This is a genomic window from Aegicerativicinus sediminis (assembly GCF_015476115.1).
Classification (GTDB): Bacteria; Bacteroidota; Bacteroidia; order Flavobacteriales; family Flavobacteriaceae; genus Aegicerativicinus; species Aegicerativicinus sediminis.
In genome coordinates this window covers 1,882,503-1,904,139 of sequence record NZ_CP064295.1, presented here as the reverse complement: position 1 = coordinate 1,904,139, position 21,637 = coordinate 1,882,503, and the positions used below count along the sequence as shown (strand labels likewise).

18 protein-coding genes are annotated in these 21,637 nt (G+C 36.3%); 8 read left to right on the top strand and 10 right to left on the bottom strand.

Annotated elements, in window-relative coordinates; genetic code table 11:
- The first annotated feature begins 19 nt into the window (after nucleotides 1–19).
- Nucleotides 20–4,780 (top strand): lamin tail domain-containing protein, encoded by a 4,761-nt coding sequence (locus ISU00_RS08195; RefSeq protein WP_228853573.1) that lies wholly within the window; start codon nucleotides 20–22, stop codon nucleotides 4,778–4,780.
- Here ISU00_RS08195 and ISU00_RS08190 read toward each other — a convergent pair.
- From ISU00_RS08190 to gdhA, 4 genes are all read right to left on the bottom strand, one after another.
- On the bottom strand, nucleotides 4,777–7,188 hold the full coding sequence (locus ISU00_RS08190) for a TonB-dependent receptor plug domain-containing protein (RefSeq protein ID WP_228853572.1): 2,412 nt from the start codon (nucleotides 7,186–7,188) through the stop codon (nucleotides 4,777–4,779). The two genes, ISU00_RS08195 and ISU00_RS08190, sit on opposite strands and share 4 nt — an antisense overlap.
- Nucleotides 7,188–7,913, bottom strand: a complete 726-nt coding sequence (gene recO / locus ISU00_RS08185; protein WP_228853571.1) for a DNA repair protein RecO — start codon at nucleotides 7,911–7,913, stop codon at nucleotides 7,188–7,190. The genes ISU00_RS08190 and recO overlap by 1 nt, the downstream gene beginning before the upstream one ends.
- Nucleotides 7,914–7,922: 9 nt before the next feature.
- Entirely contained in the window at nucleotides 7,923–10,298 is a 2,376-nt protein-coding gene (porZ, locus tag ISU00_RS08180) for a type IX secretion system anionic LPS delivery protein PorZ (RefSeq protein WP_228853570.1), read from the bottom strand.
- 111 nt (nucleotides 10,299–10,409) lie between these two features.
- Nucleotides 10,410–11,753: an NADP-specific glutamate dehydrogenase gene (gene gdhA, locus ISU00_RS08175; RefSeq protein ID WP_228853569.1), complete on the bottom strand. Its 1,344-nt coding sequence runs from the start codon at nucleotides 11,751–11,753 to the stop codon at nucleotides 10,410–10,412.
- A gap of 224 nt (nucleotides 11,754–11,977) precedes the next feature.
- On the opposite strand from gdhA, the gene ISU00_RS08170 reads away from it, so the two are divergent.
- Nucleotides 11,978–12,778 (top strand): THC0290_0291 family protein, encoded by an 801-nt coding sequence (locus ISU00_RS08170; RefSeq protein WP_228853568.1) that lies wholly within the window; start codon nucleotides 11,978–11,980, stop codon nucleotides 12,776–12,778.
- Here ISU00_RS08170 and ISU00_RS08165 read toward each other — a convergent pair.
- A complete protein-coding gene (locus ISU00_RS08165) occupies nucleotides 12,775–13,914 on the bottom strand; it encodes a cystathionine gamma-synthase (protein WP_228853567.1) in 1,140 nt (379 codons plus the stop codon). The genes ISU00_RS08170 and ISU00_RS08165 overlap by 4 nt on opposite strands.
- Before the next feature lie 111 nt (nucleotides 13,915–14,025).
- Here ISU00_RS08165 and ISU00_RS08160 point away from each other — a divergent pair, with 111 nt between their 5' ends.
- Nucleotides 14,026–14,748, top strand: coding sequence for a DUF3298 and DUF4163 domain-containing protein (locus ISU00_RS08160; RefSeq protein ID WP_228853566.1), 723 nt, complete (start codon nucleotides 14,026–14,028; stop codon nucleotides 14,746–14,748).
- On the opposite strand, the gene ISU00_RS08155 is transcribed toward ISU00_RS08160, so the two are convergent.
- The gene (locus tag ISU00_RS08155; protein WP_228853565.1) at nucleotides 14,742–16,034 is read right to left on the bottom strand and encodes a cation:proton antiporter; all 1,293 of its coding nucleotides are present in this window, start codon (nucleotides 16,032–16,034) and stop codon (nucleotides 14,742–14,744) included. The two genes, ISU00_RS08160 and ISU00_RS08155, sit on opposite strands and share 7 nt — an antisense overlap.
- A 1-nt stretch (nucleotide 16,035) precedes the next feature.
- Entirely contained in the window at nucleotides 16,036–16,491 is a 456-nt protein-coding gene (locus ISU00_RS08150; protein WP_228853564.1) for a DinB family protein, read from the bottom strand.
- A 69-nt stretch (nucleotides 16,492–16,560) separates the two neighbouring features.
- Here ISU00_RS08150 and ISU00_RS08145 point away from each other — a divergent pair, with 69 nt between their 5' ends.
- Together ISU00_RS08145 and ISU00_RS08140 are read left to right on the top strand one after the other, a co-directional pair.
- Nucleotides 16,561–16,914, top strand: a complete 354-nt coding sequence (locus tag ISU00_RS08145) for an arsenate reductase family protein (RefSeq protein WP_228853563.1) — start codon at nucleotides 16,561–16,563, stop codon at nucleotides 16,912–16,914.
- A complete protein-coding gene (locus ISU00_RS08140; RefSeq protein ID WP_228853562.1) occupies nucleotides 16,907–17,788 on the top strand; it encodes a DMT family transporter in 882 nt (293 codons plus the stop codon). The genes ISU00_RS08145 and ISU00_RS08140 overlap by 8 nt, the downstream gene beginning before the upstream one ends.
- On the opposite strand, the gene ISU00_RS08135 is transcribed toward ISU00_RS08140, so the two are convergent.
- A complete protein-coding gene (locus tag ISU00_RS08135) occupies nucleotides 17,785–18,267 on the bottom strand; it encodes an acyl-CoA thioesterase (protein WP_228853561.1) in 483 nt (160 codons plus the stop codon). The genes ISU00_RS08140 and ISU00_RS08135 overlap by 4 nt on opposite strands.
- 105 nt (nucleotides 18,268–18,372) lie before the next feature.
- Between ISU00_RS08135 and ISU00_RS08130 the strand changes: the two genes are divergently transcribed.
- The 3 genes from ISU00_RS08130 to nadD are packed head-to-tail and all read left to right on the top strand — an operon-like array spanning nucleotide 18,373 to nucleotide 20,418.
- Complete coding sequence (locus tag ISU00_RS08130; protein WP_228853560.1) at nucleotides 18,373–19,230, top strand: YicC/YloC family endoribonuclease; 858 nt, start codon at nucleotides 18,373–18,375, stop codon at nucleotides 19,228–19,230.
- Nucleotides 19,230–19,826 (top strand): guanylate kinase, encoded by a 597-nt coding sequence (gmk, locus tag ISU00_RS08125; RefSeq protein ID WP_228853559.1) that lies wholly within the window; start codon nucleotides 19,230–19,232, stop codon nucleotides 19,824–19,826. The genes ISU00_RS08130 and gmk overlap by 1 nt, the downstream gene beginning before the upstream one ends.
- Nucleotides 19,827–19,836: 10 nt before the next feature.
- Nucleotides 19,837–20,418, top strand: a complete 582-nt coding sequence (nadD, locus tag ISU00_RS08120) for a nicotinate (nicotinamide) nucleotide adenylyltransferase (RefSeq protein ID WP_228853558.1) — start codon at nucleotides 19,837–19,839, stop codon at nucleotides 20,416–20,418.
- A 40-nt stretch (nucleotides 20,419–20,458) separates the two neighbouring features.
- Here nadD and ISU00_RS08115 read toward each other — a convergent pair whose 3' ends face one another.
- Nucleotides 20,459–21,106 carry a hypothetical protein gene (locus tag ISU00_RS08115; protein ID WP_228853557.1) on the bottom strand — a complete coding sequence of 216 codons (648 nt, stop codon included), beginning with the start codon at nucleotides 21,104–21,106 and terminating at the stop codon, nucleotides 20,459–20,461.
- Nucleotides 21,107–21,224: 118 nt separating this feature from the next.
- Nucleotides 21,225–21,584 (bottom strand): YraN family protein, encoded by a 360-nt coding sequence (locus ISU00_RS08110; protein WP_228853556.1) that lies wholly within the window; start codon nucleotides 21,582–21,584, stop codon nucleotides 21,225–21,227.
- Nucleotides 21,585–21,637: the final 53 nt, after the last annotated feature.

Genomic DNA, 21,637 nt, shown 5'->3' with positions numbered 1-21,637 from the left:
AAATGCATCGTATCATTATATGAACAGGTTCCTTCCCCTCAGCCTCCTGTTGTTCCTCATTTCTGTAACATCTGGTTTCCCTCAATCAAAAATAATTATTAGTCAATATATCGATACTGAAACTGGCACTACCCCAAAAGGTATTGAACTTTTCAATGTGTCTAATTCTTATATTGCCTTTAGCCCCACAAATAAACTTGAAATTTATCGAGGTCTTAATGGTGGACCTTGCCAACAAATAATTTCAATTGACAATGGTATCCTTTATCAAAATGAAGTAATGGTTTTTGGCACTAACGATGTTATCAATTATGCAACTACGAATGGGACTGATTTAAGTAGTGCCCATTTTTACAACTTTACTTTTAATGGCAATGATGCCATAGAAATTTATTTAGGAGGAGTTTTACAGGACCAATTCGGGACCTGTGGCATGGATCCCGGAAATTATTGGCAGGGATCAGGTGTTAAGACGGCCGATCAAAATATTGCAATAAAAAATGGTTTGTGCGTCGGAGATCCAGATGGGTGGTTAGATCCAAGCGAACGGTTTACAACCATTTCAAGTACTCCTTCTATTAATTTAACCGGCATGGGTACGGCTCCACAAGCTTGTACTATAATGAATCCTACCATTATCGCTTTACCAAACCAATTGATAGGCTTTTCTTATTTTGAAAATTCTGGACCTTCCAATGCTCAAAATTTAACTATTGAGGGTTTTGCACTAACAACAGATTTAGTAATAAATGCTCCAACTAATTTTGAAATTTCTTTAGATCCGAATACCAATTTTACTCAGAATCTGAGCTTTTCACCAATAGCAAACAAGGTTAGTAAAAGGACCATTTATATTCGATTAAAATCGGGACTTCCACCAAATACTTACACAGAAACTATCGGTTTATCAAGTAATGGAGTAAATATAAATGTCCCTTTGGAAGGCAGGGTTTACAATCCTTTGGCAAATTTGGTCATCACAGAATTAATGTATAACACAACAGGTTCTTTCGATGATGAGTGGATAGAGATATGCAATCCTACTTTATTAGATTTTAACATAAGCGGCTACCAGGTTAAAATCAATAATGTATTAACGTTCACCTTTCCCGCAAATTCCATTATTTCAAACGAAAGTTGCATTACATTGAACATTGGCGACGGAGGAGGTACAGAATTTAATATCGATTGTCCGTTTACTCCTACCTATGGCAACCCAACTGGCACAGATAGACTTACAAATTCAACAGGAAAAACAATTTCTTTGGTTGCCAACGACAATCTCACTAACGTTGATGAGGTTACTTATAATCCTCAAAATGGAGCCGACGGCAATGGTAGTTCACTCCATGTTATTGATATAAATCTAAACAATTCAATAACCTCTTACAACTGGCAAGAGGTTCGCTATGGTGGCTCTCCTGGGTTAAATTCCTTAACCTCACAATGTGCCCCTACGACTCCGGAAATAAATGTGGAGGGTAATTTGGGTGCATTTCCAGATATACCAAACGGTGATACAACTCCAAGCGGATTAGACAATACCTTATTTGCTGGTCAATTTGTTGGCTCATCCCAAACCAAATCATACAGAATTCAAAACTTAGGCGGAGCAGATCTTACAATAAACAACATTAATATAACTGGGCAGAATTCAGGGGATTTTGCGGTTACCTTAAATCCTGATTCTGTAATAGCACCTGGTGAAATCACAAATTTTGAAATTACCTTTTCTCCTTCCTCAATTGGCCCAAGGACAGCTACAGTTTCGATTTCCAATAACGATTCAGATGAAAACCCATACAAATTTACGGTTGGTGGAACAGGATTATGTTATGAATCCAGTAATACAATTTCACCAACTTCTGGACCCGTTGGAACGGTGGTTAATGTTGTTGGAACCAATTTAATTGGTGCAACAGCAAAAATAGGTAACATAGAAATCGTCCCAACTTATATTAACAACACTTCAATGGAACTGGCCATTCCAGATAGTGCCGTTACTAGCACCTTAATAATTACGGACAATAAAGGATGTGTAACGAGTTTTGTGTTTGAAGTGCTAGAGGAACATAGAAGTGGTTGTGAGGGAAACACCTTTCTTTCAGAATTATTTATTAGTGAAGTTACCGATGCAACATATGGCGGGCTAAGCTATATTGAAATTTACAATCCTACAGAATTTGCTATTAATTTAAGCACCTATAGTATTAGAATTTTTTTCAATGGAAATTCAAACTTTGACGAACAACCATTAAATGGCCTTATTCAACCAGGTGATGTATTTGTTTTGAGCGCTGGCATTGACAGCCCTCTAGCACAAAACAAAAATTGCAATTCGATATTGGGTGGTAAAGGCGAATTGGCCGACCAATCGAGCACAGTTTTGGAAGGAATCAATAAAACCGATTTTGGCCATGATTTTATAGGGCTTTATAATGCTGGAACATTAATAGATGCCTTTGGTGTACAGGGAGATAATAGTTGGATGGATTCCTTGCCCACAACAATTAGTGGGGACAGTGGATTTAATTTTAGGCGATTTAGTACTGCCAATCCACTGCCTTCGAATTCATTCAATCCATTAGATTGGTTAATTATAGATTGGATGGGTTCTAAACCAGCCTCTTGCTCTAACAACGATTATTCGAATATCGGAATTCATGATTATTCCAGCGGTGTTCCTCCAACAATAAGTTCTCAACCTTCATTAGATGAAAATAGTTGTGAGCTAAATCAAATCCTATCTGTTGAAACCGAAGAAGGCTTTACAGGAGGCAATGCATTGAATTATCAATGGTTTGTTCTGGCTACCAACGCCTCGGTTTGGGAATCGATTGATTCTAGCGATATAGATTATTCGGGACAACAAACTTCTGAATTAATAATTGGTCACAGCTACCTAAAAAATGGATACCAATATTATGTACAGGTAATGGAGGAGGACATGACTTGCTATAAGATATCCAATGCTGTTAGGATAAATTCTAAAGCGACCATTTGGGATGGAACAAATTGGAGCAAAGGGCAACCAAATCTTGAATCAATTGCGATAATAGATAGCGACTACAATAGCACTGTAGAAGGTAGTTTCTCTGCCTGTCAATTAGTTGTAAAGGATGGGAACTCACTTTTTATTGAAAACACCAAGCACATTGAAGTAGAAAATAATATTTGGATTTATGGCTCAGACCTCAACAATTATGGTGAAATAATTGTTAGAACAGGGGGAAGCGTACTTCAGAATAACGGCAAGGCCACAACCAATTTAATAGGCACAGGGAAAATTACGGTTGAAAAGGTAACTGCCCCAGCCAATAACTGGTACGAATATACCTATTGGAGTTCCCCAATGTCTAATGAAACTGTAGGTCAAGGTTTGGCTGAAGCAAACCCAAATAGAAGATATATTCTGAAGGGAGAAAACTATCTTGACGCTCTAGCCGAAACTAATAATAACAATACCTATTCGCCAGGACAAGATGGTATAGATGACGATGGTAACGATTGGATTAAAGTCTCTGCAGAAACAGTGATGCAACCAGGCGTTGGTTACGCCGCCACACAAAATCCTCAAACTTTTGGAAGTCTTCCTGGGTCTACACTTCCAATTCAACTGAAATATACCTTTAATGGAATTTTGAATAATGGCAATTATAATATTCCTGTATATAGAAATGATAGCGAATTAGCTGATGATAATTGGAACTTTATAGGAAATCCATACCCCTCCGCAGTTGATGCCCTTAAATTTTTGGATGTCAATTCTGGAACTCTAGATGGTGCCATTTATTTATGGTCCCAAAACACGGCACCTTCATCAACTGCAAATGGCAATCAAGCATTAAATTTTACCGATAGTGACTATGCTATTATAAACGGATCTGGAGCTTTGGCTGGTGGGGATGGAATTATACCAGATATGTTTATCCCTTCTTGCCAAGGATTTTTCATCACCTATTCAAATAATGGGTTTGTTAATTCATTAAACGGAAATATCGCACAAGGAACCGTAATATTTAATAATGAAATGCGTTCAGTTGAGGGAAGTGCTAATTCAAAATTCTTCCGAACGCGAAGTGATGAAAAAGAATTTTTAAGATTAGACCTTACTACCGAGAGCAAAGTTTTTAGCCAAATTTTAGTATCATTCTTAAATGGCGCCACAGAAAAATTGGATCCTATTTACTACGACTTTCCACGTAAAAAAATAACTTATGGTAATATTTATACATTCGCAAAAGAGGATACAACTCCATTGGCCATACAAGGTAGAGGATTAAATTCCCTAAACGAAGATTCTGAAATTGCAATTGGCTTTTCAACCTATATAACCGATCCTACAATTTTCAAATTGTCTCTAACTGAACTTAAGGGTACCTTTTTATCCTCTCATCCCGTCATCTTAAAGGATAATTTAAAAGGAATTATCCACGATTTAACCCAAAGCGATTATTACTTTACTTCTGAAAAAGGGAATTTCAATGACAGATTTTCAATCGTGTTCGCAAACAATTTGCTTAACAATGAAGAAGTGCAAGCCAATGAAAATTCAATTTACATTCATAAATTAAACCATAATTGGATTGAAATAGGCACCGATAAAGAAACTATTTCCAATATTGTAATGACCGATTTATTGGGCAGAACAATTCTTGAAAAGAAAGCAAATCAAAATGCAATTCAACTCAAAACTTCGACAGAAACTGGAATTTATGTGTTTAAAATAAGCTTATTGAATGGCTCCACTATTTTAAAAAGGGTATTGTTGAGTTATTAAAAAACGTATCTCAGCGACATTACCAAATTTCTCCCTGCTGAAGCAATACCCGATGAATAGGTTTTATATCGTTGATTGGTAATGTTTTCTAAACTAACATTTACGGTTGCTGAGTCGGAAAGCTGGTATTCAGATCTTAGGTTCAAGGTTAACCAAGATGGCGCATAGGGGTCTCCATTTTGGTCCTTTGCATAAATGTAATCTTTACTTAACTCTGATGGAGTCATTTCTGAATTTGTTAGTTTAGCATTATAAATAGCAAACGCGTCTAAAGTTAATTTCTCCTTCTTCCAAATTAAGTGCGTATTGCCAAAATCTGGAGCGGCATGCCTTACGGGTACTTCCTCTCCCTCATCGTTTTCATGCCCATTTATAATATTGTATTGGGATCGTAATTTTAAATCTTCATTAAATTGATATTGAAGGCCCAGTTCTACGCCATAAACTTTTGCATAGGCAGAATTTTGGACAGCCTGTACATCGCTTAGTTCGCCATCATATTCAATTTGGTTCTGTCCATTAAGTGAATAATCTCGTCTTACCAAGGCGTTATCTAAGTAAGTGTAAAACAGGGAACCATCAAAAGTGAGTTTGTTTAAATTCAACATCATACCAAAATCAGCACCATAAGCGTATTCGGGTTTTAAATCTTTATTTGGCACTACAACAGAACCTGGTTCAGAATCAAAAACCTTTCCAATATCATCAATGTTAGGAGCTCTAAAGGCAGTCGAAAAATTCAATCTAAAACTCAATAAATCTACTGGCAACCAATTAATACCTGCAGAACCGGTAAGTGCACCTGCATCAACGGAGGCTTCATCAAAAGGCAAATTCAAGAATTGATTGTTATAGCTAAAATCTGATTTTAAACTGATGTAATTATATCGGGCTCCGGTCTGAAAAACAAAATGACTTGAAGGTTTATATTTCAAGGTCCCATAAACAGCGGCAGACTGCCAACTCGAGCCATCCGGATATCTGGACACAGTGTTTTCATATCTATTATCCGAAATGTTTATAATAGCACCATCTGAATGAATCTTATTATATACGTACTCCATACCATAATTTAATTCTGTTCTTGGCGTCAAAGACTTATCAAAATCTATATTAAATGAAAAAGCGTCAACAGCTTCCATACGTTCATTCATTAATTCCGAACCAAAGTCCCTATCATATCTGCTTTCCTGAAAATATTGGTAAGCTAGAGTTGTCTGCAGTTTATCAAAAAAGCTTGAGGAGCTACTTAGCTTTGTCATTTGGAGGTTGGCCATAAACCATCTCTGGGGACCATAATACCATTCCGCAGATCTCAACTGTTCTCCTCTATATCTTATTAATCTATCATATCTAGAATAATCTGAGGTCGTGGTATAAAATAAGCCTAAATCAAAAAAAACATTCTCCTTTGGAACATACCTTATCTTTTGCATCAGATTGGTTTGATCATAACCAGTCGGTTTCTGGACCCTTGGATCTGAATTAGGCACAATGATGTCTTCACCATTTTCCCGAAGTACATACTCCGGTCGAAGGTATTCTTTTGGACCGTGCTTCCCCATTTTCATATCATCAAAATCTGAAAATGTAATATTTGTGGCAAAAGCCCACTTTTTTAGCCCAAAACCAATGTAAAAATTTCCTGTTTTCTCTCTATTCGCTGTGGCATATCTCAATGCTGCATGGCTATCGATTAACAATGAATCACTGTTAGAAATCCTGGGTTTTAATGAATAAAAACTCATTACCCCGCCTATGGCATCGCTACCGTAAACAACAGAGCCTGCACCCAAAACTACCTCAGTTTGTTCTATTGAAAATGGATCAATGGAGATAACATTTTGGATATTACCTCCTCTAAAAATGGCATTGTTCATCCTTACCCCATCTACCGTCATAAGTAATCTATTCGTTGAAAAACCTCGAATCATTGGGCTCCCCCCTCCTAGTTGGCTTTTTTGGACGTACACGCTTCCAGAACCCTCAAGCAAATCTGCACTCGTTTGTGGATTTGCGAATTTAATTGAAGATTGATTAATGCTACTAATTTTTTGAGGAACATCACTTTTGTCTTGTTGAAATTTTGAAGCAGAAACAACCACTTCTTGGAGCCCTTCGATAATAGCATCTAAATAAACAATGTTACCTCTTTGAATTAAAATCGATTTTCTAAAAGAGTTTTGGTAATAGCGATTACTCTTGAAATATATAACCTCATCATTACCAAATTGGTCAATATTCACTTTCCCATCTAAATCGGTCATCAACATAATTGTGCCTTCTGCATTAAATACAGCAATGCCCGGAAGAGATTCTTTAGTTGCATGGTCCAAAACCAAGGCCTCTTGTGCGTTTACAATACAGCTAAAGAATATAAATAAGAGGAGAGATAATTTTTGGAACATTAAGTATGAAAAACTTGATTGAAAATTTCCAAAGATCTTGGATTTCTGAAATTCCCCAAGTGTAATTGGTAGTATAATAAAAGCATTTTCAGGAATGATTGTCTTTGGTTGGCGTTAATTTTAATATCATTTAATACATCAAAATTTATGCCTAACAAGGCTTTCAAAATGTGAAAATTTTCCCCTTCTATGACATACCTTGAATTAGATTTAATAACAAATCTACCTGTTTCCAAATCAAATGATGTGGCGTCCCCTATGTTTGTCGTTTCTGGATAAAACCCTAAAAACTTGGTAAGATTCAAAAGAAATAAAAGATGAAAATTTGAAAAGTGGTCCTCCTGCTCTAACCAATTTATAGAGGTTTCTAGATATTGGAATAATTGGCTGTTCTGTTCCTCTTCCCTTAAAACTGAGGATAGCATTTCTGCCAAAAACATCACTACCGAACCCTTAATAACATTAGAATGAAGCGAATGAAAATGCCCTAAGGGCTTTACCTCTCTAATAAATTTAAGTTCAGAATTCGCTTTTGAGTACTCAATAATCTCCAAAATTCCCAAAAGCTGATAATAGGCCAATTGTTTCCTTTTAGCTTTAGAGTTTAAAACTCCCCTTAAAAAATAGCTTACTAAACCATCTGTTTCTGTATAACATTTAACAATAAGATCATTGTCACCATATTTGACTTTGGAAAGAACAATTGCTTTTGTAGAATTATACATTTTTGAGGATTACCTTACTACCAATAGCTTGAGAACCTTGGTTTCAAAAGAGTCAAGATCGGAAATCATAATCAGATAAACACCTGTAGCAACAATATTGTTTGCCAGATTCCTGCCATTCCAAATTGCTGTACCTCCATCAATGGCAAAGTTGTAGTTGGCACTAGAAGTTCTTGTATTCACCCGTGATTGGCATTCGGCCACCAAATTACCTTCTATATCTGTAATTTTTACGTTAACATTTTCGGTGAGACCCTTAATCTTAATACCATTATTAATATCATTGAGATCTTCCTTGCCTAAAATATCATATTCAGGTCTAACCGGATTAGGATATACAAAGGCTTCTTCTAATGTAGAACTTGGATTAGAGCCACCAGACAAAAAAGACACCATCCCCCTATCGGTTGCAATAACAACTGTACCATTCGCAGAATCTAAACTAATATCCGTAATGAAATTCGAGGGTAAGGGTGAATTTGTTGTAGTAAAATGATAAATGGTCTTCTGACCATCTGGCGAAACATAGAAAAGTCCAGAATCGGTGGTCCCTATCCACTTACTATTAGACCCATCCACCTTAATGTCTGTAATATATTGACCTTCCAACAGCTCCTTAGCAATACCATCATCCTCAAAAACAATTTCACGAAATTCTACATTAGGATCTTCAAAAAATCCGTTGGTATTGTATAGAACACGGAGTCCGAAAGTTGTACCTATCCATAGCTGACCACTATTATCAATTTCTAAAGCCTTTACCACCGTTGAAGGTAAATTTGAAGACTCTGAATTTACCCTCTTAATTTGATAACCGCCAGACTCGGTCCTTACTCCAATCACTCCCGAAAAATAACCTCCTATCCATTTTGTTTGAGACCGATCTATAACCAAATCACTAAATCCTAATTCCCCATTTAGCGGATCGGATATTATGTCTTCAAAACTATAAGAACGCCATTGCCCCGTTTGCGTATCAAAAGATTTTAAGGCATTGTCAATTCGGCTGCTTATCGACCAAAGAAGTCCTTGCTGATCAAATTCTAAATCACTAACTCGAACACTTACCACATTAGGATCGGATGGCACAACCAATGATTCGAGACCACTATTATCTGGTGTATAAAATGTTGTTGCCTCTTCATCATTAAGCTTTAAAATACCTCCATGGAAGGAACTGATAAAAACTTCATTTGCAACAAATGGACTTATTGCTACCTCGTTGAGATTATATGCCCCGAGAAGTTCTTCAAATGGTATATTGGTCCAAGTATCATCTTTAAAATGACTTATACCATAACTTCGTATTGGCGAGGGGTTGTAAGAGATAGTATAATCTCCATAAGTTATCCAAATTTCATTCGGATTGGTTTGTATTTTAAAAGCATCATTTCTCAAAGGTCCATCTGGCCTAATTTCCAAAACTTCCTTATTGTTTGAAATCCCATACTTAAGGACTCCATAACCCAGAGTACCGACAAAAATATCATCACCTAAAACAATTGAAGATGTAAATCGGGTATTATAGGGATTAAAAGAATCAACAATCGAAATTTGATTAAAATTAAGATCAAAAACCAAGGAGTAATTTTGGGTCGTAATACTTGCATTATTCTCTACCAACTTAAAATCTAAAGGAGTCTGAGGCATAGAATATATAGAGCCTAAACTATTGCCTGAAATTCTATATAAACTCGTATTGTTTAGCACATAAAGCCCACTAGCATTACTTTGAATATTGGTATAAGATCCACTCCCTATGGTGGTCCACTGATTATAATCAATTAAGTTTGGATTTGTGACAGGAGCATATTTTATGGCATTTCCTTCACCACAAGCGGCATATATTACATCGTTATAGACTGTAGTTTCATTCACTGGGGCATAGGAACCTCCAAAACCTATGAAGTACGAATCCCCGAATTCAAGTCGTTCTAAATCGTAAACTGAAATACCATAATCTGTTGAAATATAGACCAAACCTTCATACTCATAAAAGTGATTGATCGATTTAAGAGTTGGAGAAACAGAAAGTTTTTCTACAATATCAACAACAGAAAGCACGTCTTCATCACTTTCAAAAACAATTTCAATCAGGCCATTTTCATAACCTACCATGAGTAAATCATAATTCTCACTGTAATGGATCGTTGTTATATCCATACCTGATAGACCTTCAATAGTTGTAATGGTCTGAATTTCCTCGGTAACAGTATTATACCTAAAAACAGCATTCTCAGCGGCGGCATAAACCAAATCATCCCCCTTGATTACCTCAGAAACCTGATAATAAGAAAAATAACCTTTCCACAAATCTGAATAATTCTGGGAAAAATTATACCAAGAAATAAAAATGAAGAAAATCGCTAAGAAATATCTAAGCATACCAGGACTTTACTTTCCAAATATATTGATAAGAACGAAAAAAAATGGCAATAATTATTGAATAAAAAAACCCTTCAATTTCTTGAAGGGTTCAAATTTTAAAGTTGGTTTCTAAACGATTCCCTGAGCAAGCATTGCATCAGCGACTTTCACAAAACCAGCAATATTAGCACCTTTAACATAATTAATATAGCCATCTTCCTCTTTCCCGTATTGGGTACAGGCATCATGAATATTAGCCATTATGTCTTTTAGTTTATTATCTACTTCTTCCCTAGTCCAGTTATAACGCAAAGAATTCTGCGTCATTTCTAAACCTGAAGTTGCAACTCCACCAGCATTGGATGCTTTACCAGGGGCAAACAAAATTTTTGCCTTGTGAAACTCTTCAATGGCTTCCTTGGTGGAAGGCATGTTGGCTCCTTCACTCACACAAATACAACCATTTTTAAGTAGGGTTTTGGCATCGTCACCGTGTAATTCATTTTGGGTTGCACATGGTAAGGCAATAGCACAAGCAACTTCCCATGGTGTTTTACCCTTAACAAATTTTGCAGATGGATACTTATCAACGTATTCGCTAATTCTGCCACGTTTCACATTCTTAAGTTCCATTACAAAGGCCAGCTTCTCTTCATTTATGCCATCTTCGTCTAAGATGTAACCAGATGAATCTGAAAGGGTTAATACTTTACCTCCTAAATGCAATACTTTTTCTGCTGCATATTGTGCAACATTACCAGAACCTGAAATAACAACAGTTTTTCCTTTAACGTCTTCACCTTTAGTGTTAAGCATACTTTGGGCGAAATACACCGTACCATAGCCCGTGGCTTCAGGTCTTATCAAAGATCCACCCCAAGATAGCCCCTTACCAGTTAATACTCCAGAAAACTCATTTCTCAGTTTTTTGTACATACCAAATAGGAAACCAATTTCCCTAGCACCAACACCTATATCTCCCGCAGGAACGTCAGTTTGTGGACCAATGTGTCTAAACAATTCAGACATAAAGGCGTGGCAAAAACGCATAATCTCGTTATCACTCTTACCTTTCGGATCGAAATCGCTACCACCTTTTCCACCACCCATTGGCAGTGTAGTAAGACTGTTCTTAAATACCTGCTCAAAAGCTAAGAATTTAAGAATACTCATGTTTACAGAAGGGTGGAATCTCAATCCCCCCTTATATGGGCCAATTGCAGAATTCATCTGAATTCTATACCCACGATTAACTTGTATCTCGCCTTCATCGTCCACCCAACAAACTCTAAAAGTAATCACACGTTCCGGTTCAACCATTCTTAAAAGAATGTTTTTACCATAATAGATATCGTGCTGAACAATGTAAGGAATAAGGTTCTCAGCAACCTCCTCAACGGCTTGTAAAAACTCAGGCTCATTGCCATTTCGTTCCTTTACAAGTTCCATGAATGCATCAATGCTTTTTTTCATTATCTGATAATTTAATAATCTGAAGTAAAATTCAGGGTGCAAAGATACATTATCTTTAAATTATAACGCACAAATTTTTCAAATTCACAAAACATTAGCAATTAAATGATAATTCCGAAAATGAAGATTGTTAAATCGGCAAGAAGTACTGAATTACAATAATTTGGTGACTGAGGTAGTTTTTATATATTTGTTGATAACAGCCCTCAACTAAATGACGCCTTATGCGGTTTAAACTGAAACCATTAGCCCTGCTTATTATTGCCGTTTCTGTTTTTTCAAGAGGGTACTCTCAATTAGGGTTTTCACATGAAATTGGAGCAATTATTGGTCCAGTAGAATTTCGTTCAGATTTTGGTCAACGCAATAACGAACCTACCAACTTGGGCAACTCAGGTATAGGTATTGGCATTATACACTATATAAATTTTGCCTATCGCGCGGATTGTAATTGTTACTCTACAGACACCTACTGGAACGACCATTTTAAGGTAAGGTCTGAAATTTCATGGAATTACACACCACTCGATCACATCGGCAAATTTGTTAGTCCAAGCCGAACCGGCCCAAATGCACAAAAATTGAGGGATCATCACGGTGTTGCCGAGAATTTCGATGTTGGTATGCAATTAGAATATTTCCCCAGAAGTATTAGAGCCTTTCAGGCGATGATGTACAAATTTGCTCCATTTGTTAGTTTGGGTGCACATTATACCAATAGTAGTCCTCAAGGCTGGACAGATTATGGTGATTTAGATATCTATAATCCAGATAATATATATTCTCATTGGTGGGATCCAGGTGATGAATACCCAATACGTTTGGGATCCCAGAATGCATGGTCAGTTGTTGCCAGTGTTGGTGTAAGATATAAACTAACAGTGCTTTCTGACCTTATGCTCGACCTAAGATGGCAATATTATTTTAGTGATTGGATCGATGGTTTCAACCACAAACTGAGTTATAATAAATTTAATGATTGGCTGATCTGGCTTAATTTTGGTTACATCTACTATCTCGATTAACCGATTGCCTGTTTTAAGTCTGAAATTAAATCATCCACATCTTCAATACCTACACTTAAACGAATAAGAGAATCCACTACGCCAGTTTTCTCCCGTTCCTCTTTTGGTATACTTGCATGTGTCATACTAGCGGGATGACCAGCCAAAGATTCAACGCCTCCAAGAGATTCTGCTAGGGTAAACACTTTTAATTTTTCTACAATTTTAATGGCTTCATCGTAATTATTTCCCTTGGTTACAAAGGAAACCATTCCTCCAAAATCCTTCATCTGGGTTTTGGCTATATTGTGATTTGGATGGGAGGTAAAACCTGGCCAATAAACTTTTTCAATTTTTGGATGGCCGTTTAAATAATTGGCAATAACTTCTCCATTCTCGCAATGACGTTGCATCCTAACATGCAATGTTTTAATACCCCGCAATACCAAAAAGCTATCTTGCGGTCCCGGCACGGCTCCACTAGCGTTTTGTATAAAAGACAAACGTTCCGCTAAGTCTTTATCATTCACAACTAAAGCTCCCATTATAACATCACTATGCCCACCTAAATATTTAGTTGCTGAATGCATAACAATATCTGCACCTAAATCTAACGGCTGTTGAAGGTATGGCGTAGCAAATGTATTATCGACTGCCAACAAAACAGAATGCTTCTTGGCAATATCACTACATGCTTTGATATCGATAATATTCATCATTGGGTTAGTCGGAGTTTCAACCCATATCAACTTGGTCTTAGCAGTAATATACTGTTCAATATTTCCTGCATTCTCCATGCCTATGAAATGAAATTTTATTCCAAATTTTTCATAAACCTTAGTAAACAATCGGTAGCTGCCTCCGTATAAATCATTTGTGGAAATAACTTCATCACCTGGGTTAAGCAGTTTCAAAACGGCATCAATAGCAGCCAAGCCAGAGGCAAAAGCCAACCCATAGTTTCCATTTTCAATACTGGCGAAAGATTTCTCCAAAGCTTGGCGCGTGGGATTATGCGTTCTAGAATATTCAAAACCTTTATGTCCTCCGGGAGTTGATTGCGCATAAGTGGAGGTCTGATAAATTGGAGGCATAACCGCACCATAAGCTTTATCATGTCCTTGCCCGCCGTGTATTGTTTTGGTATTAAATTTCATAAAGAATGTTTTGTAAAACGCAATTGAATTTCTACAAAACTAGTACTTAATTTCATTCTTTTCAAAAGAACAAACCGTACCTTTATATATCAATTCAAAGTACCTCCTTAAATGAAAAAGTTTGTAAAATTTTTGCTTCTTCTAACCCTAGGTTTTGGTTGTAGCGAACCTGAGGAACCACTGCAATTTGAAGAGAAATCTGTAGAAATAAATGAAAGTGTCACCATTGAAGTAAACTATCCTTTTTACATAGGAGATTCCGACCGAGCAAATGCCATAAATTCTGAATTGCAAAATGTTATTGCTAATTCCATGAATCCGATGGATACTTTGAAAAATGTTTCCGTAGAAGAAGCTGCAAAATTGTTTAAAATGAGCTTTGATCAATTTAAAAAAGACTTCAATGACACTAACCAAAGGTGGGAGGCTTTTATTGATGCCGAAGAAACCTATCGATCTCCAGAGGTATTAAGTATTGGAATAAATTCCTATGTCGATACTGGTGGTGCCCACGGCAATACCGTTATTAATATATTGAATTTTAATCCTATAGACGGATCTGTTTACCAAAAAGAAGATTTGTTAATAGCAAATGATGGCTTAGAAAAGATTGTAAAACAGTACTTTTTAGATGCGATCCAGAAAAAAACCATTAAAAGTGATTTGAAAGATTATTTTTTTGGCGAGGATTTTCATCTTCCTGAAAATATCGGGTATTCGGATGAAGGTGTTATATTTCTTTACAATACCTATGAAGCCTCAGCCTACCATTTGGGCATTACTGAATTTGAAATTCCTTTTAATGAAATATCAGAGTATTTGAATGTTCAATGATGAGACAAACCATTTGGTTCATCCTCGTCAACATAATTCTGCGTTAACTTTTTTACGATTGGCCCAACTGTCAAACCTTGCCCAATTATTGAAAATACCACAATTATATAGGTAATTACTAAAAACAAATCTCTGTGCATTTCATTAGATAGGCTTAATGCCAAGGCTATGGAAATACCTCCTCGCAATCCTCCCCAGGTCATTATAAGGTTAGTTTTTGGTACAAAATTTAGTCGCTTTGCAAAGAATTTAATAGGCATCCATAGGGACAAAAATCGAGCAGCCAATGTTAACGGGACACTAATTAATCCTGCCAATATATAATTGAAATCAAAAGTGAGGATTAGCATTTCCATACCTATAAGAACAAATAGCAGGGTGTTTAACAGTACGTCTATAAGCTCCCAAAATTTGTCTACATAGGTTTCCACCATTTCAGACATAGCAGATTCCCTAACCGTGTCGTGCCCAACCATAAGACCAGCCGCCACCATTGCGAGAGGGGCTGATAAATGCAGTTCATGAGCTAAAAGCGTACCACCCATAACGGTAGCGATGGTTATAATTACCTCAACCTCATAATCATCAATAGACTTCATAAGGAAATAAGTAATGTAGCCCAATATTAATCCAAGGATCAAGCCCCCAAAAACTTCCTGCACAAAAAGTAGTGCAATATCTGAAACTTCAACCCCTCCATCTGCTGATCCAGCGGCAGAACTTGCAACTGAAAAAATGGTAAGGAAAACAACCACTCCTACCCCATCATTAAATAGAGACTCACCAACAATTTTTGTTTCTAATTTCTTAGGAGCATTGGCTTTCTTAAGTATACCTAATACAGATATCGGATCTGTTGGTGAAATTAAAGCCCCGAACAGCAGGCAGTAAATAAACGCTACCTCCATACCAAGAATCATTAGCAGATAATAGGTGAAAATCCCAACTAAGAATGTTGAAATCAAAACTCCGAGCGTGGCGAATACCAGTACAGGCCATCGCTGTACACGAAGTTGATCGAAATTTGTATGTAGCGCACCTGCAAACAGCAAGAAACTTAACATAATATCCAATAAAACTGTTTTAAAATCTATACCCGAAATGAGCTCCTTCTCACGCAGTAATAACGAATCATCAAATATGGATAAAATGACAATCAATAACGTAAAAACGATGGTTATCAGCATTAAACCTATTGTCGTTGGGAGTTTTAAAAACTTGGCGTTAACATATCCAAAAATGGCTGACAACACTATTAAAACCGAAATGATACCAAAATAATCCATATTACACTAGTTTGCGGATTGCTAGAATAGAACCTAAATGGATGCCCTCATGAAAATTATTGAACTGAAGTGCATCTTTCACATTTGTTAAAGTGCTTCCTGTTGATACTGTATAGGAATCATATAATTTGAATTTTCCATTTTTCAAATCATTGATTGTTTGATCTATTGGCATAAATAGCATTGATTTAATCTCTTCAATTTTATTTGAATCTATGAATTCTTTTGGCTTGGTACCTTTCTTAAAATTTAGAATTATCTCATTGGGTATGGTGGTTGATAGTTGCGATTTCTCATAAACCAATATTTGTTGGGTTGCAATAACGTGTGCAACATTCCAAATGATGTTGTTATTAAATCCCTCAGGTATTTGGTTGAGTTGGGTTATTGATAAATCATTTAAAAACCGTTCCAAAAGAGCACGGTTTTTATAGCAAACATCAAAAATAAAATCCATTTATAATTTTTTTTAAATGTAGGCAATTTCCCTAGATAATGCCTTTTCTTTGCAGTTCACAAGGAAATTATGAGAAAGATTTTTTATTTAAAAAGCTGTAGTACTTGCATTAGGATTTTAAAAGAGTGGAATGCACCAGAAAGTGTTTCTCTTCAAAACATTAAATCAGAACCATTAACTGAAAATCAAATTGAAGAATTAAAATCTCTTTCGGGAAGCTATGAAGCACTATTTAGTCGCAGGTCTACACTCTACAAGACCTTGAATCTAAAGGAAAAAAATCTAACTGAAACTGACTACAAATATTATCTTCTAGACCATTACACAGTTTTGAAACGTCCTGTTTTGGTATTGGATGACAAGATTTTCATTGGTAACCAAAAGGAGGTTGTAGCCGAAGCCAAAAAAGCTCTGCATGAGTAGAACTGGGGCCATAATTGCCGCAATTATTGTCCAAATCATTTACGGACTCAATTATACCTTCGCTAATGACGTAATCGATCAAGGGTATATTGGGCCTTTTGGCTTTATTATTTTGCGAGCCGTTGGTGCATGCATTCTCTTTTGGATACTAGAGCTTATAAGGCCCTCCGAAAAGTTGGCTCCAAAGGATTTTAAAATAGTGTTGTGGGCCGCGATTTTTGGAGTTGCAATTAACATGCTTTGCTTTTTTAAAGGGCTGCAGTATACTACTCCTATACATGGATCTGTAATAATGACCATTGTACCTATAGTTGTACTTGTACTATCAGCATTTATGCTAAATGAGCGATTAACGAAGGTTCGTGTAGCTGGTGTTGTCTTGGGCTTTATCGGGGCTTTAATCCTCTCTATTTATGGCAAACCTTCCCAAGCTGGGGATAATATTCCTCTCGGAAACTTCTTAATATTTATAAATGCGGCTTCTTATAGTTATTATTTAATTATCATTAAAAAATTAATAAATAGATACCATCCTTATACCTTCATAAAATGGTTATTTTTAATGGGATCTTTTATGGTTGTACCCTTTGGATATAGCGAATTGACCGATGTAAATTGGGGATCCTTCAATGGATATATTTGGTTTGCAGTTGGATTCGTAATTGTGGGGACCACCTTTCTTACCTACCTTCTAAACCCTTTGGCCCTAACTAAATTAAGAGCATCTACGGTAAGTATTTTTGTCTACACCCAACCAGTAATTGCCGGTGCATTTGCCATTGCCATGGGCAGCGACACTTTAGATGTTATTAAGGTTCTAGCAACAATGCTAATATTTTTAGGTGTTTTCTTGGTAAGTAAACCACCACATTAAGTATGCAAATCTGAGGGGTGGACCCCAAATCTTCGAGTATCCTTTAAAGTAAGTTGCTTGAAATCTTTTGACCTTTCCGCGTTCAAAATTTCTTCCAAGAAGGGCTCGGGCAATGGTTTTAATTTTCGAAGTTCAGGGTCTATCCAACCTCCCATCATCTCTCCATGTGCCAAATTTTTACCTGTTTCAGCATGATAAAAATTATGGTCGAACGAAAACAACATTCCATCCTCACTCAAGCCCCTTAGTTCCCCAGACACCTTAATTGGGTTATCCATTAAAATCTCCCTGAAATAATAAATATGTTCAAAAAATATAATAGGTCCCAATTTATTTTTTATCATGCCATCCAACGTCAACCCATATTTTTTAAACCACGCCATACGCGTATGACTCATAAAATTAACATAGGAAACATTGCCTAGGTGAGCGTTGGCATCGAGATCATTCCACCTAACTTCAAAATCTTTCAAAAACATAATTAAAACCTTTTCAGAATTTCAAAGATAAAAGAATCCGATACTAGCATCAATCGGGCTTAGTGAATATTTACTTACCTTTGCGCTTCATTCCAACAACGCTGTATGATTGCATCAATGACGGGTTACGGTAAAACTATCTTACAACTGCCCACAAAAAAGATTTCCATAGAAATAAAATCTTTGAACAGTAAAAACCTTGATATAAATTCTAGGATTGCCCCACAGTTCAGACAAAAAGAATTAGAAATCCGCAAAATGTTAGCCGACAAGCTCGAACGCGGCAAGGTGGATCTTTTTATCTATACCGAGATAACCGGGGAGGATACTTCATCAACTATAAATGCTGTTGTGGTTAAGGAATACATTAAACAGCTTAAAAAGGTTGTGGATGGAGATGAAATTGAACTGTTAAAAATGGCTATTCGATTGCCTGATGCAGTTACTACAGAGAGGGACGAAATAGATGAGGAAGAATGGAAAATGCTTTCAAATGAAATAGCAAAAACTCTAGAGGCCATCCAAAAATACCGATTAGATGAAGGCAAAGTTTTGGAAGCTGATTTTAAAAACAGGGTTGAAACTATTAAAGATATCCTAGAAAAAATAAAAGTCATGGACCCCGAACGGGTTCAAATAGTAAGGTCTCGTTTAGAAAAGGGTGTTGCTGATCTTAAAGAAAAGGTGGATGAAAACCGTTTTGAGCAAGAACTGATTTATTACATTGAAAAATACGATATCACTGAAGAAATTGTCCGTTTAGAAAACCATTTAAACTACTTTCTTTCAGCTTTAAAATCAGCTGATTCCAATGGTAAAAAACTTGGGTTTATCGGCCAAGAAATGGGTAGGGAAATCAACACCATCGGTTCAAAATCTAATCATGCCCCAATGCAGAAATTGGTTGTACAAATGAAAGATGAACTTGAAAAAATTAAGGAACAACTTTTAAACGTACTTTAATGATTGAAGGCAAATTAATCGTCTTTTCTGCACCTTCAGGATCGGGCAAAACAACCATTGTTCGCCACCTGCTTTCCCAAAAAGATTTAAATCTTGAATTTTCAATTTCCGCAACTTCTCGCCAGAAAAGACCAGATGAGGTGGATGGTAAAGACTATTATTTCTTAGACATCAAGGAATTCAAACAAAAAATTAAGAATGAAGAATTTCTGGAGTGGGAAGAAGTCTATAGAGATAACTTTTATGGCACCCTTAAAAAGGAAGTAGAACGCATTTGGTCGAAAGGCAGGCATGTAATCTTTGATATTGATGTCGTAGGAGGCCTTGATATCAAACACATTTATCCAGATCGAACTTTGGCTGTGTTTGTGAAACCGCCCAGTATTGAGGAATTGAAAATTCGATTGAAAAAACGCAAAACTGAAAGTGAGGACAAGATAAATATGCGTGTTGCCAAAGCATCAATAGAGTTAGCTACTGCGCCCCAGTTCGATTTTATAATTGAAAACAACGATTTAGAAACCGCTCTAAAAGAAGCATACAAGTTAGTAAAAGACTTTTTAGGAACATCCGTCAAGAACGAAAAGGACTGTTAATACAATTAAAGTGAAAGTCGGACTCTTTTTTGGAACATTTAATCCAATTCATGTTGGTCATTTGATTATTGCTAATTATATGGCTGAATTTAGTGATCTAGACCAAGTTTGGTTGGTGGTTACCCCGTTAAGTCCGTTTAAGAAAAAGTCATCATTATTGGATAATTACCATCGTCTTGAAATGGTATACCAAGCTACAGAACCTTACCCGAAGTTGCGCCCAAGTGATATAGAATTTAATTTACCTGAACCAAATTACACCATCAATACGCTAACTTACCTTAAGGAGAAATTCCCTTATTATAACTTTTGTTTAATAATGGGAGAGGACAACTTAAAGGGTTTCCACAAATGGAAAAATTACGATCTTATTTTAGAAACTCATGATCTTTATGTTTATCCAAGAGTAAATGAAATGCCTATAGAGAATGATTTAATTTCTAATGAAAAGGTTCATGCCATTGATGCTCCAATTATTGAATTATCTTCAACCTTTATAAGAAAGGCAATTAAGGAAGGCAAAAATATACGTCCTATGTTGCCCGAATCTGTTTGGCGATATATAGATGAAATGAATTTTTATAAAAATTAAAGATGGGCCGAAGCCCATCTTACTATTTAACAAACACAATTTATATAGGACCACCAGACCCATCATCTCCATCACCCGAATCATCATCGGGATTGTCTGAAGGATCGTCGTTCTCTATACATTCTGTAAGGTCGGTTTTAAAATACATCGCCCAGCTTCTTCCTTCAAATTCATCTCCTTTTCCCCAGGCGGTTTCACCTCCAGTAGGCCCCTGAACTTCGGCATGGGCTGCAAAGCAAAATTCACCGTCAGAATCGATATCTTCTAAAGGAATAACATAAATAACTTCATGCTCATCGGCGGAGTAAGGCTCCTTATAATCGAATCTTCCAACTTTCGGATTTCCAGCTTTAGTTAACGGCACCCATGATCCCTCGCAGTTCCCCACCTGCAAGTGCGTTGTTCCAAGCGTCCAATCTTCATTGGTTGAATAGACTATAATTAAGTTTCCATCTTCAACATAAATGGTAATATCGCCAGCCGTATAATGCTGCCCAGCAATTAATTCTGTAGTAAAACAAGCATCTTCTTCAGTTAGCTCTGCAATGGACATTGCCATATTTGCAGAAATGAAGGCATCATTGTTAGAAGATAAAGCCTGTTCTAATTGTGCATCGTAAGGTTCGGTGGAACAGCTTATAAATAAAACTGATAAAAAAATTCCTAACCTAAAAGTAGTTTTTCTCATGGTATTAAGATTTGGGATTTGGTGAAATAAAGATACCACTTTGAGGCCCCGGAAACATATTTTTTCGATGAGTCGGGTAAAATTTTAAGAAAATTCTTATTAATATCGATGAATGGCTCTAAAAATGATAGAATGCATTAGGAATATGTTCAATATTAAAACCATGGACGTCTTTAGATATGGCAATTATATCAAATCTTACCTCAACATTAAGCTCATTTTCAACAACATACTCATTAATTGCTTTTACTAATCTTTGAATTTGTTTAGGCTTCAAAAAATCTTGTGGGTTACCAAAATCTTTTGAAGATCTCGTTTTTACTTCAACTGCCGCCAAGGTATTTCCCTTTTTTGCAATAATGTCCAACTCTGCTTTGTCGAATCTATAATTACGTTCAATTATTTGAAATCCATTAGCAATTAGAAAGTCCACTGCCATCTGTTCGCCCTTTTTCCCTAATTCGTTATGATTGGCCATTGTATAATTTTACAAAATATTGAGCTGAATACTAAATAATGATTCCTTCTAGT